The organism is Kocuria sp. WN036 (genome assembly GCF_002287015.1).
GTDB lineage: Bacteria > Actinomycetota > Actinomycetes > Actinomycetales > Micrococcaceae > Kocuria > Kocuria rosea.
Genome location: NZ_NSKF01000038.1, coordinates 16,362 through 29,004 on the forward strand (window position 1 = coordinate 16,362; position 12,643 = coordinate 29,004).

General features: G+C 67.8%; 10 protein-coding genes and 1 pseudogene. 2 read left to right on the forward strand and 9 right to left on the reverse strand.

The window, feature by feature from the left end; all coding sequences use genetic code 11:
• Nucleotides 1-15: 15 nt before the first annotated feature.
• Both argJ and argC read right to left on the reverse strand, forming a co-directional pair.
• Nucleotides 16-1,230, reverse strand: coding sequence for a bifunctional glutamate N-acetyltransferase/amino-acid acetyltransferase ArgJ (gene argJ / locus CK505_RS16680; RefSeq protein WP_176475388.1), 1,215 nt, complete (start codon nucleotides 1,228-1,230; stop codon nucleotides 16-18).
• The gene (gene argC / locus CK505_RS16685; RefSeq protein ID WP_031282701.1) at nucleotides 1,227-2,276 is read right to left on the reverse strand and encodes an N-acetyl-gamma-glutamyl-phosphate reductase; all 1,050 of its coding nucleotides are present in this window, start codon (nucleotides 2,274-2,276) and stop codon (nucleotides 1,227-1,229) included. Before argC ends, argJ begins: the two co-directional genes overlap by 4 nt.
• A gap of 333 nt (nucleotides 2,277-2,609) precedes the next feature.
• Here argC and CK505_RS16690 point away from each other — a divergent pair, with 333 nt between their 5' ends.
• Together CK505_RS16690 and CK505_RS16695 are read left to right on the forward strand one after the other, a co-directional pair.
• Nucleotides 2,610-3,578, forward strand: a complete 969-nt coding sequence (locus CK505_RS16690) for a quinone oxidoreductase (protein ID WP_035929620.1) — start codon at nucleotides 2,610-2,612, stop codon at nucleotides 3,576-3,578.
• Entirely contained in the window at nucleotides 3,575-4,942 is a 1,368-nt protein-coding gene (locus CK505_RS16695; protein WP_141246853.1) for a M1 family metallopeptidase, read from the forward strand. The genes CK505_RS16690 and CK505_RS16695 overlap by 4 nt, the downstream gene beginning before the upstream one ends.
• Nucleotides 4,943-5,036: 94 nt before the next feature.
• Here CK505_RS16695 and CK505_RS16700 read toward each other — a convergent pair whose 3' ends face one another.
• The 7 genes and pseudogenes from CK505_RS16700 to CK505_RS16725 form a co-directional block, all read right to left on the reverse strand.
• Nucleotides 5,037-5,654, reverse strand: a complete 618-nt coding sequence (locus tag CK505_RS16700; protein ID WP_095651767.1) for a hypothetical protein — start codon at nucleotides 5,652-5,654, stop codon at nucleotides 5,037-5,039.
• A gap of 191 nt (nucleotides 5,655-5,845) precedes the next feature.
• Nucleotides 5,846-8,398 (reverse strand): phenylalanine--tRNA ligase subunit beta, encoded by a 2,553-nt coding sequence (gene pheT / locus CK505_RS16705; protein WP_095651768.1) that lies wholly within the window; start codon nucleotides 8,396-8,398, stop codon nucleotides 5,846-5,848.
• Between the two features lie 3 nt (nucleotides 8,399-8,401).
• Nucleotides 8,402-9,472 carry a phenylalanine--tRNA ligase subunit alpha gene (gene pheS, locus CK505_RS16710; protein ID WP_095651769.1) on the reverse strand — a complete coding sequence of 357 codons (1,071 nt, stop codon included), beginning with the start codon at nucleotides 9,470-9,472 and terminating at the stop codon, nucleotides 8,402-8,404.
• A gap of 224 nt (nucleotides 9,473-9,696) precedes the next feature.
• Nucleotides 9,697-10,842, reverse strand: a complete 1,146-nt coding sequence (locus tag CK505_RS16715; RefSeq protein WP_176475389.1) for an AAA family ATPase — start codon at nucleotides 10,840-10,842, stop codon at nucleotides 9,697-9,699.
• 72 nt (nucleotides 10,843-10,914) lie between these two features.
• A pseudogene (locus CK505_RS19110) lies at nucleotides 10,915-11,133 on the reverse strand (ATP-binding protein); the annotation flags it as partial.
• The gene (locus CK505_RS16720) at nucleotides 11,124-12,308 is read right to left on the reverse strand and encodes a DUF262 domain-containing protein (RefSeq protein ID WP_095651772.1); all 1,185 of its coding nucleotides are present in this window, start codon (nucleotides 12,306-12,308) and stop codon (nucleotides 11,124-11,126) included. The gene CK505_RS16720 and the pseudogene CK505_RS19110, both read right to left, overlap by 10 nt.
• Nucleotides 12,309-12,401: 93 nt before the next feature.
• Nucleotides 12,402-12,643 (reverse strand): transposase (locus CK505_RS16725; RefSeq protein WP_141246766.1); only part of this gene is annotated, 242 nt, incomplete at its 5' end.

Genomic DNA, 12,643 nt, shown 5'->3' on the forward strand with positions numbered 1-12,643 from the left:
TGGTGGGCGGGCTGGTCAGCTGGAGTAGGCGCTGTTCTCCTCGACGTAGTCGTGGGTCAGGTCGTTGGTCCAGACGGTGGCGTCGGCGTCCCCGGCCTTGAGGTCGACCAGGACGGTGACCCTGCGGTCGGCGGCCAGGTCCACGCCCTCGCGCGGGTCCCCGATCATGCCGTTGCGGCAGACCACGACACCGTTGATGGCGACGTCGAGCCGGTCGGGGTCGAACGCGGCGTCGGTGGTGCCGACCGCGGACAGGACGCGGCCCCAGTTGGGGTCGTTGCCGTAGATCGCGGCCTTGAAGAGGTTGGAGCGGGCCACGGAGCGGCTCACGTCCTCCGCCTGCCGCTCGGTCGCGGCGTTGACGGTGGTGATCTCGATGTCGTGGGACGCGCCCTCGGCGTCCGTGATGAGCTGCTGGGCCAGCGAGTGGCACACCGCGGTCACGGCCTGGCTGAACTCGAACTCGTCCGGCGTGATCCCGGAGGCGCCCGAGCCGAGCAGCACCACGGTGTCGTTGGTGGACATGCAGCCGTCGGAGTCGGTGCGGTTGAACGTGACCTTCACCGCGTCCTCGATCGCCCACTGCAGGGCGTCGGAGGAGAGCTCCGCGTCGGTCGTGAGCACCACGAGCATCGTGGCCAGCCCCGGGGCGAGCATGCCCGCGCCCTTGGCCATGCCGCCGACCGTCCACCCGTCGCGGACGTAGGCGGCCTGCTTGGAGACGGAGTCGGTGGTCATGATGGCCCGGGCCGCGGCGGCCCCGGCGGCGTCGTCGTCCCCGAGGGCCTCGACGACCCCGGGGAGGCCGCGCTCCATGACGTCCATGGGCAGCTGGATGCCGATCAGCCCGGTGGAGCACACCACCACGTCCCCGGCCCCGACCCCGAGCGCCTCGCCGACGAGCTCGGCGGTCCGGTGGGAGGCCTGGAAGCCCTGCGGGCCGGTGCAGGCGTTGGCGCCGCCGGAGTTGAGGACCACGGCGGCGGCCCGGCCGTCCGCGGTCGCGGCCTTGGACCACTGGACGGGCGCGGCGGTGATCCGGTTGGTCGTGTACACGGCCCCCACGTGGTGCTGGGGCCCGTCGTTGACGACGAGGGCGAGGTCCGGCCCGCCGGAGTCCTTGAAGCCGGCCTCGGTGCCGGCGGCGCGGAAGCCCTGGGCGGCGGCCACGCCGCGGGCGGTGTCGACCTGCAGGGTGCCGGCGGGCTGCTGGGAGGGGTACGTTCTCACGGTGCGACTCCTTGGAGTGTCAGGCCGGTGTCCTCCGGCAGGCCGAGTGCGAGGTTCATGGACTGGACGGCACCGCCGGCGGTGCCCTTGACGAGGTTGTCGATCACGCACGTGACGATGACCCGCCCCGCCCGGGCGTCGTGGGCGAGCTGGAGCTGGGCGTGGTTGGAGCCGGCCACCGACTTCGTCGAGGGCCACCGCCCCTCGGGCAGGACGGTGACGAACGGCTCGGCCGCGTAGGCGGTCTCCCAGGCCTCCCGCAGCTGCGCGGCGGTCACGCCCTCGGGGACCCGCGCGGTGGCGGTGGTGAGGATGCCCCGCGGCATGGGGGCGAGCGTCGGGGTGAAAGAGATCCGCACCCGGCGCCCGGCGGCCTTCGAGAGGCCCTGCTCGATCTCGGGGGTGTGCCGGTGGGCGCCGCCCACCCCGTACGGGCTCATCGAGCCCATGACCTCCGAGCCCAGCAGGTGCGCCTTGACGGCCTTGCCGGCCCCGGAGGTGCCCGAGGCCGCGACGATCACGACGTCCTCCGGCTCCAGGAGACCGGCCGCGAAGCCGGGGCCCAGGGCGAGCAGGGCACTGGTCGGGTAGCAGCCCGGCACCGCGATGCGGGTAGCGCCGCGGAGCTGCTCGCGCTGGCGGGTGCCCTCGGCGTCCACGACGAGCTCCGGCAGCCCGTACGGCCAGGTCCCGGCGTGCGGGGACCCGTAGAACTGGTCCCACTCCTCGGCGGAGTCGAGCCGGTGGTCGGCGCCGGCGTCGATCACCACGGTCTCCGCCGGCAGCTGCGCGGCGATCGCGGCCGAGGCGCCGTGCGGCAGGGCGAGGAAGACGACGTCGTGGCCGGCGAGGTTCTCCACCGTGGTGTCGACGAGCACCCGGTCGGCGAGGGAGTGCAGGTGCGGCTGCAGCTCCCCCAGCCGCTGGCCCGCGTTGGAATGGGCCCCCACGGCCCCGATCTCGATCTGCGGGTGACCGGCGAGGATCCTCAGGACCTCGCCACCGGCGTAGCCGGATGCCCCCGACACTGCTGCGCTGAACGTCATAGAACCCACTCTAGCTCAAAGTTATGCATGGTCTTCAATATTTATGCACGCTACGGGGGGAGGACCGGCGGAGCGGGGCGCGGGTACGCCTCGTCGGAGCACGTCAGGATCCCCCCACTCGGATCGACCACGGCCGCTCTCGCGCTCCCCCCGGGAACGGCTCTGCCCCCGAATCTACGCTTCCCGTCTGCAAATCTCGATGATTACGGGGGCTTTCCCGTGCCCCCTCTTGTGCACACGCTACCCCTGGGCGACCCCTGCGGGGAGGGCGCGGCGGGACTCCGTGCCTACCATGGCAGGGTTCCCGTCCGCGATCTCCAGGAGGTACCCGTCATGGTCCGTTGCGTCATGGTCGAGCGAGCCGGAGGCCCCGAGGTCCTGACCCTCGGCGAGCGTCCGGACCTCGAACCCGGTCCGCGCCAGCTGCTCGTCGAGACCCGCGCGGCGGGGGTGAACTTCATCGAGGTGTACCAGCGCGAGGGCGTCTACCCCGTGGAGCACCCCTTCACCCCGGGCTCCGAGGGCATGGGCGTGGTGACGGGCGTGGGCTCCGAGGTGCGCCACTTCGCCCTGGGCGACCGGATCACCACCTCGCAGGCGTCCCGGACCTACGCCGACGCCTTCCTCGTGGACGCCGACAAGGCCCTGCGCGTGCCCTCCGGCGTGTCCGACGAGGTCGCCGCGGCCGTCCCGCTGCAGGGTCTCACCGCGCACTACCTGGTCCGCTCGACGTACCCGGTCCAGGAGGGCGACGTCGCCGTCGTCACCGCGGGCGCGGGCGGGGTCGGAGGTCTCGCCGTGCAGCTGCTGAAGTCGCTCGGGGCCACGGTGGTCGCCCTGGTGGGCACGCAGGCCAAGGCGGAGACCGCGCGCTCCCTGGGGGCCGACTTCGCCCTGGTGGGCTACGAGGGCTTCGCCGAGCACGTCCGGGAGGTCACCGGCGGCCGCGGCGCCGACGTCGTCTACGACTCGGTGGGCAAGGACACCTTCGACGAGTCGCTCCGGGCGCTGCGCCGGCGCGGGATGCTGGTGCTCTTCGGCGGCTCCTCCGGCCAGGTGCCCCCGCTCGACCCGCAGCGGCTCGCCCAGCACGGCTCCCTGTTCCTCACCCGCCCCACCCTCAACGACTACCTGCTCGACGAGAAGGAGCGGAACTGGCGCGCGGGCGAGCTGTTCGACGCGGTGCTCGACGGGTCGCTGACCCTCCGCGTCGCCGAGACGTTCCCGCTCGACCGGGCACGGCAGGCCCACGAGCTGCTCCAGTCCCGCGCCGCCCAGGGCAAGCTGCTGCTGGTCCCGTGAGCGCCGCACCGATGCACCGCTTCCTCGGCGCCGACGGCGCACGGGACCCCTACACGCCGTTCGTGGGGTGCTGCGCGGCCACCGTGGAGCACTACGACCTGGACCTCGACTACGACGTCGAGGACAACGGCCTCGAGGCGCGCGCCATCCTGTCCTGCCGCGCGCTGCACGACACAGACCGGATCGAGCTGGACCTCACCGAGCTCGCCGTGACCGACGTCAGGTTCGGCACCGGCGGACTCGGCGGTCTGCTCGGCGGCCGCCGCGTCCGCGCCGACCACCGCGGGAGCCGCCTCGTGCTGACCCTGCCGCGCGTCGTCGCCGCAGGGGAGGCGTTCACGCTCACCGTGGCCTACGAGGGGTACCCCGAGTCCCTGGACGGGCCCTGGGGCGAGATCGGCTGGGCCGAGCTCGACGACGGCGTGCTCGTCGCCGGGCAGCCCACCGGTTCGTCCACCTGGTTCCCGTGCGTGGACCACCCCTCCCACAAGGCCACCTACCGGGTCGCCGTGCACGCGGACGCCGACTACGAGGTGGTGGTCCACGGCGAGCTGGAGTCCGTGGTGGAGCGCGACGGCGAGCGCCACTGGGTGTACACGTCCCGGGTGCCGCTGCCGCCCTACCTGGCCACCGTGCAGATCGGCCCGTACGAACGGCACGAGCTCTCGGGCTCGCGCGTCCCCCAGTACCTGGTGTGCTCCAGGAAGCGGCGCAAGAAGGCGGAGAAGACCTTCGCGGAGCAGGGCCGGATGATCGAGGTGTTCAACGACTGGTTCGGCCCCTACCCCTTCCCGAGCTACACGGTGGTGGTCGTCGACGAGTCGCTGGAGGACCCGTTCGAGTGCTACGCGTGCTCCGTGTTCGGGAAGAACCAGCTGGGCACGGACTGGGAGGAGCAGCGGCTCGTGGCGCACGAGCTGGCCCACCAGTGGTTCGGCAACAGTCTGGTCCTCTCCGCGTGGCAGGACATCTGGCTCAACGAGGGGTTCGCGTCCTACGCGGAGTGGATCTGGTCGGAGACCTCCGGCGACCGGCCGGCCCGCTGGCACGCGGAGAAGGCGCACCGGACCCTGTCCAAGATGCGCCAGGACCTCGTCATCGGGGACCCCGGGCAGGTGCGGCTCTTCGACGACGTGGTGTACGTCCGGGGCGCCCTCACCGTCCACGCGATCCGGGAGACCGTGGGCGAGGACGCCTTCCGCACGCTGCTGCGCGGCTGGGCCACCGCCAACCGGGACGGGTGGGTGAGCACGGCGGGCTTCCGGGAGCACCTGCGGGGCTTCGTGCCCCGGGACCGGTGGGCGGAGGTCGACGGCCTGCTCGACGCGTGGCTGCTCCGCCGGGAGCTGCCCGCCCTGCCCTGACCCGCACCGGCCCCCGGGCACCGACGGGAACGGGCCCCCGCCGGACGCTGTGCGTCCGGCGGGGGCCCGTTGCGCCGCGCGGGCGGCCGGCCGGTCAGTGCTCCCGGCGGTAGAGCCGGCGGGCGAACCAGACCCCGCCCCCGGCCGCGGCGAGACCGGCGAGCAGCAGCAGGGCCGCCTGGACGCGCTGCCACGCGATGGTGCCCGCGGTGACGCCGTCCCCGAACTCGCCCGCCTCGGCGGTCTCGACCACCTGGAGGGTGCCGTCCTCGACGGCGAGCAGCGCGTCGGCCTCCTGGTGGAAGTCGTCCTCGCCGGAGCCCGTCTGCGTGCCGCGGAAGACGATCTCCTCCCCCGCCTCCGGGACGCGCGGGTCGGCGAGGCCCGAGTCGAAGGGCTGCTCGGTGACCGCCTCGTCCGCGGGCAGCACCCCGCGGTAGATGGGGTTCCAGGTCTTGGTCTGCAGATCGTTGGTGAGGTCCTGGTACTGCCCGGAGATCACCCACGACCGGTCCGCGTAGCCGGCCAGCCTGCGGGAGTCGTCCCAGGCGAGGGCCGCGCTCACCGCGAGGACCAGGCCCAGGAGCAGCCCCAGCAGGCCCACGGCCGTCGGCTTCCAGGCGATCGACCGGCGGGCGCGCCCGTCCTGCACGTCCTGCTCGTCGTCGAAGGCGAAGAACGGCTCCTGGCGGTCGGTGGTCTCCTCGGTCATGCTGCGCTCCTGGAACGGGGTCGGGGAAGGGGGGTCGGTCGCGAACGCCGGGGTCGCGGCCGGGGACCCGGTGCCACAGTACCGAAGTCGACGGCGCACTCCCTGGCGTTCGCGAGTGTTACCGCCCGGGCGGGGCGGGGACGACGGACGGACCGCTCCCCGGAGGGGGCGGGCCGTCCGGGCGGGACCGCTCAGCCGCGGAGCACGGCGCCGTGGCGCTCGGCGGCGACGGCGACGGCCGCCTCGCGGGCGGCGGAGGCCTCGTCCGCGGTCAGCGTGCGGTCCGGGGCCCGGAAGCGCAGCGCGAAGGCGACCGACTTCCGGCCCTCCTCGATGCCGGGTCCCTGGTAGACGTCGAAGACGCGGACGTCCTCGAGGAGCTCCCCGGCGCCCTCCTCGAGCGCGGCCCGCAGCTCGGCGGCCGGCACGGAGGCGTCCACCACGAGCGCGACGTCCTGCGTGGCGGCCGGGTAGCCGGAGATCGGGCGCGCCTGGACGACCCCGGACTCGGCCGCGGTGAGCGAGCTGAGGTTCAGCTCCATCGCCACGGTCCGCTCGGGGAGGTCCTGCGCGGCGACGAGCTGCGGGTGCAGCTCGCCCGCGTAGCCCAGCGGGGTGCCGTCGGCGGTGGCGAGCACCGCGGTGCGGCCCGGGTGGAACGCCTGGTGGGTGCCCTGGCGGACGGTCAGCTCGACCCCCAGCACCTCGGCGGCCAGCCGGGCGGCGTCGAGGGCGTCCTGCCAGTCGAACGCGCGCGGCGCGGTCCACGGCCCCTCGGCCGCGTCCTTGCCGGCGAGGACCGCGGCGAGGTGGCGCGGCTGGGCGGGCAGGCCGGCCTCGAGCTCCTCGAGCACCGCCGGGTCCGGGCGCGCCCCCAGCGGCGGGATGCTCGCGCTGCCGAGCTGCTCGCCGGGGCGGAAGACGCGCCCGACCTCGTAGAGCGCCAGGTCGCGGAAGCCGCGGGAGGTGTTGCGCCGCAGCACCTCGAGCAGGCCCGGGAGCAGGGACACGCGCAGCATCCCCTGGGCCTCGCTGATCGGGTTGGCCAGCTTCACCGACGGCACGGGCACCCCGGGCTCGGGGGCACCCCACAGCTCGTTGTCCGCCTGCGCGACGAACGGGTAGGCGAGCACCTCGGTCAGCCCGGCGGCCGCGAGCGCGTCGGCCACCCGCTTGCGGGCCTGTTGCTCAGCGGTCAGGCCGCGCCCGGGGGGCGCCACGGGCAGCCGCGAGGGGATCGCGTCGTAGCCCACGAGGCGGGCGATCTCCTCGACCAGGTCCTCCTTCTCGACCAGGTCGGGCCGCCACGACGGGGGCACGACGCGCCATCCGTCGTCGGTGGCCTCGACCTGCGCGCCGAGCTCGGTGAGGGTCGCGACGACCTGCTCCGCCGTGTACTCCACGCCCGTGCGGCGGCTCGGGTGGTCCCAGGGCAGCTCGATGGGCGCGGGGGCGGTGGTGGCGTCCACGTCGGTGACCCCGGGCCCGGCCGTGCCGCCGGCCAGCTCCACGAGCAGCTCCACGGCGCGCTGGGCGGCCACCGGGGCGATCTGCGGGTCCACGCCGCGCTCGAAGCGCTTGGACGCCTCGGAGGGCAGCCGGTGCCGGCGGGTGGTGCGGGCGATCGAGACCTCGTCGAAGCGGGCCGCCTCCACGAGGACGTCGACGGTGGCGTCCGAGACCTCGGTGGCCGCCCCGCCCATGACCCCGGCCAGGCCGATGGGCCCGGACCCGTCGGTGATGAGCAGGTCCTCGGGGTCCAGGGTGCGCCGCTTGCCGTCCAGGGTGGTCAGGGTCTCGCCCGGCGCCGCCCGGCGGACCCCGATGCCGCCGGTCAGCGTCCCGAGGTCGTAGAAGTGCAACGGCTGGCCGAGCTCGAGCATCACGTAGTTGGAGACGTCCACCGGCAGGGAGATCGAGCGGATCCCCGCCAGGCGCAGCCGCGCCGACATCCACGGGGGTGTGGGGGCGCTCGCGTCGATGCCGGTCACCGTGCGGGCGACGAAGCGGGTGCACCCGGGGTTGCCGTGGATCGGGGCGTCGTCCCCGACGGCCACGGGGAAGCCGTCCGCGGTGGGGGCGGGCACCCGGGGCGCCACGGTCCCGGCCGGGTCGGTGAAGGGCTCGTGCACGGCGTGGCAGTACTCGCGGGCCACGCCGCGGATCGAGAACGCGTAGCCGCGGTCCGGAGTCACGTTGATCTCGGCGGCCTCGTCGTGGAGGCCGAGCAGCTCGAGGGCGTCCGTGCCGAGCTCCGGGTCCAGGCCGAGGGTCGAGAGCACCAGGATGCCGTCGTGGTCCTCGCCGATGCCGAGCTCCCGGACGGAGGCGATCATCCCGGCGGAGGTGTGGCCGTAGGTCCTGCGCGCCGAGATCCTGAAGTCCCCGGGCAGGACGGCGCCGGGCAGGGTCACGACGACCTTGTCCCCGACCTCAAAGTTGTGGGCCCCGCAGATCACGCCCTGCACGCCGGAGGGGTCGATGCCCTCGCCGGTCAGGGTCTGCTCCTGGCCCTCGGGGACCACGCGGACGGTGCACCAGTTGACGGTCTTGCCGTTGGAGTGGGTCTCCGGCTCCTTGGACAGCACCTGGCCGACCACGACCGGGCCCTTCAGGTGGTCCGCGGGACGGTGCACGTCCTCCTCCTCGAGGCCCACCGTCACCAGGGCGGCCAGGACGTCCTCGGCGGTCGCGTCCGCCGGGACGGGGGCGTGCTCGCGCAGCCATGACAAAGGAACTCGCATGTCTTAGATCTCCATCCCGAAGTGCTCGCTGAAGCGGACGTCGCCCTCGACCATGTCGCGCATGTCGGGGACGTTGTTGCGGAACATCAGGGTCCGCTCGATGCCCATGCCGAACGCGAAGCCCGAGTACACCTCGGGGTCGATGCCGGCCGCGCGCAGCACGTTCGGGTGGACCATGCCGCAGCCGCCCCACTCGATCCACTGCGGCCCGCCCTTGGCGTTCGGGTGCCACACGTCCAGCTCGGCGGACGGCTCGGTGAAGGGGAAGTAGTTGGGCCGCAGCCGGATCTTCGCCTCCGGGCCGAACATCTGCCGGGCGAAGTGCTCGAGCGTGCCCTTGAGGTCGGCCATCGACAGCCCCTTGTCCACGGCCAGACCCTCGACCTGGTGGAAGACCGGGGTGTGCGTGGCGTCGAGCTCGTCGGTGCGGTAGGTGCGCCCCGGGACGACGACGTAGACCGGCAGCTCGCGGCTGAGCAGGGTGCGCATCTGCACCGGCGAGGTGTGCGTGCGCAGCACGAGGTGCGCCCCGGGCGGGTCCACGAAGAACGTGTCCTGCAGCTCCCGGGCGGGGTGGTCCGGCTTGAAGTTGAGGGAGTCGAAGTTGTACCACTCGGACTCGACCTCGGGGCCGTCGGCGACCTCCCAGCCCATGGCCACGAACGTCTCGCCGACGCGCTCCATGAGGTTGGTCAGCGGGTGCCGGCCGCCCAGGCGCCGGCGCCGGCCGGCGGCGGTGACGTCCACGGCCTCCTCGACGAGGATCCGGGCGTCCCGCTCCTCCTCCAGCACCGTGGTGCGGGCGGCGACCGCCTGGTTGACGCAGCCGCGGGCCTGGCCGACCAGCTTGCCGGCCGCGGACTTCTGCGACTTGTCCAGGGAGCCGATCTGCCGGTTGGCCAGCGCCAGGGGGGACCGGTCCCCCGCGTGGGCGAGCCGCACCTCCTTGAGCTCGTCGAGGTCCTGGGCGTTTCCGACGGCGGCCAGGGCCGCCTCCACGGCCGCGGCGACCGCGGCCTCGTCGGTCGGGTCGACCGCGCCGCTCGGGGCGGTCTCGGGTGGCAGTTCAGACATCAGCTGGCGACTTCTTCGGCTCGGGGACGGTGTCGTCCGCGCACGCTGTTCCATGAAGGGCGGAACAAGCAACACGGCAAGGCCCGCATCGGTATGGACGACGGACCGCGTCTAGTCTAATGGACTCAGTCAGCGCGGATCTGACGCCGAGTTAGCCGCTAAACCTTGATCTATCAACCAGAAGATCACCCCTCGAAATGCAATACCACGGCTTCCTTCCCGGATCATACAGTGCGACTTCGAATGGCGGATATCAATTCCTGTGCTTGGTCAGCAAATTCTTCTGTTAGATTCATTAAGCGAACACAAAGCGCTAGTAGCTGACCCTGCCCCCCCGATTTATCCGCTACAAACCTGAACCAGTCATGAATTTCCAAACCTTGAGCATCTTCCAAAATCTCATGCATTTTTGCGGTGCTTATACCTGCAGTCAGGTGATGCGGGGCAAGCGAATCGCGCCAACTTTGCAGCGCATTCTTTACCAACTCTTCCGGGGGGGAGCTCCCAGGCAAGAAGAGAAGCCCTGCTGTTATATAAGAATTTTTCCCGCGGCAGTCTCCGTCCAGAACTCCCATGAAATGCAAGTTATGCCGATTATCATTTTGAATTGAATCAATAAATCTAAAAATTCCACTTTCCCCAAGACCGACGGGTACTATAGCCAATTTATGCATCAATCCTGGGTCGAATACCTGGATCAATTCACGCAAAAACGCAGACGCGACAACATCCTCCACCAGCACAGCAGTTGACACGCGTTGAACAGCCCCCAATCGCCTTGCATACTCATATACATCAACTATTGGTTGCAAGCGGAAATGCGGCAATCTTGTTACAGAATGCAAAGAACCAGCAGGCAAAGATTCAAAAAATCCAGGATAATGGCTAGAAACTATAAGTTGTAGATTCTTATCCTTTCGGATGACGGCTAGCGCGTTTACAAGATTGCCTTGGGAGTACTGAGCCAGGTGCGCTTCGGGCTCCTCGATAAGCACCACGGATCCGCGATCAATATACGATAAGAACCACAGCAGATAAATTACATTTAATTCTCCGCGCCCCATCCCCATTGAATCGTACTTCAATCCGCCGGAAACAACCTCAAAAAACGGCAGGGGAACGTTTCCGTCACCCATTTCTTCAATCTCATAAATTGCCACGGACTCATACTCTCGACCGATTACATATGCCGCTGCACTACGCATATCATCAGAAAATTCGTAGGAGTCCACTCCCTCGATCAAATCCCTAAAGTTTGGATCGCCCTCCACGACCGTCAAACTTTGCAGGGCGGATTTGGCCGGATCTAAATAGTATGCTGAAATTTGGGATTCCCCATAGGACACCCCACTCGCATAATCGTATTCCACGCGCCAGATTTGATCTGCGACCGCACCCATCACGGTACACCTGGTTAAAGACAAAACAGCCCGATCGTTGGGAGGGTCTTCATCACAAGTAGTGCCTAATGCGCGCGCGATAGATTTGAGAACTGTGGTTTTTCCCGCTCCATTTCTTCCAGAAACCACAGAGATGGCGGACTTAAACTCCAGTGGATGGTCGGTGCCACTTTGGTCCGTTATTACCACCCCGGAAAGGTAGCAAGGTGCCTTCGAGACATTTTTCAGAGCACTCACCACGGATATTGATCTCAAATCCATCCCTTGCCGCCCCAATTGTGCTCATAGGTAAATTCCGCAAGATCAAATTCAATGGTTCCTTTATCCTGCTTCACCAAGGACCAAGCATCTTCGCACATGGTTGCTACATAGGGTGGCGTGCTATTACCCCCTGAAAGGGCGTAGATTACCATCCAGCCAACCAAGTCCCTCAGTATAATCGAGGATACGTCTAACACTCTCGATGTTGCACGATCATCGAAAATATCCATCAATTCGCGAAATTCACGGCTCTGAGCTGTTCTGTAATCTTTTGAAGCCCGACGAGCTTCAATCCAATGAACAGCACGGCTAAATGCCTCCACCACAACAGAATGGGCGGCGTCAGGGTCATCGTAAAGAAGGATTTCGCCTGCCATACAAAGCCATGTATGTAAAGTGGCCTTGTTGGGTTTAATAACTATTCCATTGGGGGGTGAAGACAGGATTGTCGTCACCAATTCAATTGCACGACCAGCACGGTTCATGATATCGGCAGAGAACTCATCTCCGCGTCGGTAACGCTCAGTGACTCGTGCAGATGTGATTTTGACGTTAAGTTGCCCAGCCTCCAAGGTTAGAACGAACCTTGAAATAACGTCATCGTAAGCCATCCGTGCATTTGTAAAGCCAACGTTGGTCTTGTTCATACCGCATTCAGTGGCCCATGCCACTAGTTCTTTAACTTGATTTCGAGCCCCACCAATGAAAGCGTTACGTTTTTCAGCTTCAGTCAAATTGGTGGGTTGATTTAATCTGAAGAATAGTTCGTATGGTTCTTCAGTTTGATAGTCAGTTAACTCGAAAACACGAATTGTAAAACTATTGAATTTTTCCTGCACTTTTTCGGGCAGGTTACCCCAGCGACAGCCTGCTAACGCACTAATGGACTCTATTTGAGGCTCTATTGCCCCATTTACGGGGAAGTCGCCGCGAATGAAGTCCCTAATTGCCGTTAATCTTTGCTGACCATCAAGAACATCCCATTTGCCATCAGGTTTTTGTATAAGGTGAATGGGCGGAATATGCCACCCCCGGAGTATGGAATCAATTAAGCGTTGCTTTTTTGATTGCGCCCAGACCTCTCCACGCTGAAAATCAGGTTGCAAATCTATTAATTTTCTTTCTATGCGCCGAACCAATGTTTCGACGTCAGGATCACTGGACTGGAATCTCATACGCGCATGCCTTCTCGTTGATGCTGGCTCGCCCTGGCGCTAGTTGCCATGGAGACACTTCAGCATGGTGCTTCCTTCGAGATTAGCGGCCCTTCACAGATGAGCATGGTTAGGAGCCTTTCGCCAGGGCCGGTGGCCGCCGGCGGCGAGCAGGGCGCGTAGCCGGTAGTTGTCGAAGTTCCGGAAGCCGCGGGCTACCCGGCGCATCGTCTCGATGACCCCGTTGATCGCCTCCGTGGGGCCGTTCGAAGCTCCGGCGGTGTCGAAGTAGGCCAGGATCGCGGCCCTCCAGCGGCGCAGGGTCCGCCCGAGCCGGGCGATCTCCGGGATCGGGC

What these genes read in the sequence shown, in the direction of transcription:
- CK505_RS16700 (WP_095651767.1), bottom strand. Translation starts at nt 5,654, where the DNA reads ATGACCGAGGAGACCACCGACCGCCAGGAGCCGTTCTTCGCCTTCGAC.
- pheT (WP_095651768.1), bottom strand. Translation starts at nt 8,398, where the DNA reads ATGCGAGTTCCTTTGTCATGGCTGCGCGAGCACGCCCCCGTCCCGGCG.
- CK505_RS16720 (WP_095651772.1), bottom strand. Translation starts at nt 12,308, where the DNA reads ATGAGATTCCAGTCCAGTGATCCTGACGTCGAAACATTGGTTCGGCGC.
- argC (WP_031282701.1), bottom strand. Translation starts at nt 2,276, where the DNA reads ATGACGTTCAGCGCAGCAGTGTCGGGGGCATCCGGCTACGCCGGTGGC.
- pheS (WP_095651769.1), bottom strand. Translation starts at nt 9,472, where the DNA reads ATGTCTGAACTGCCACCCGAGACCGCCCCGAGCGGCGCGGTCGACCCG.
- CK505_RS16690 (WP_035929620.1), top strand. Translation starts at nt 2,610, where the DNA reads ATGGTCCGTTGCGTCATGGTCGAGCGAGCCGGAGGCCCCGAGGTCCTG.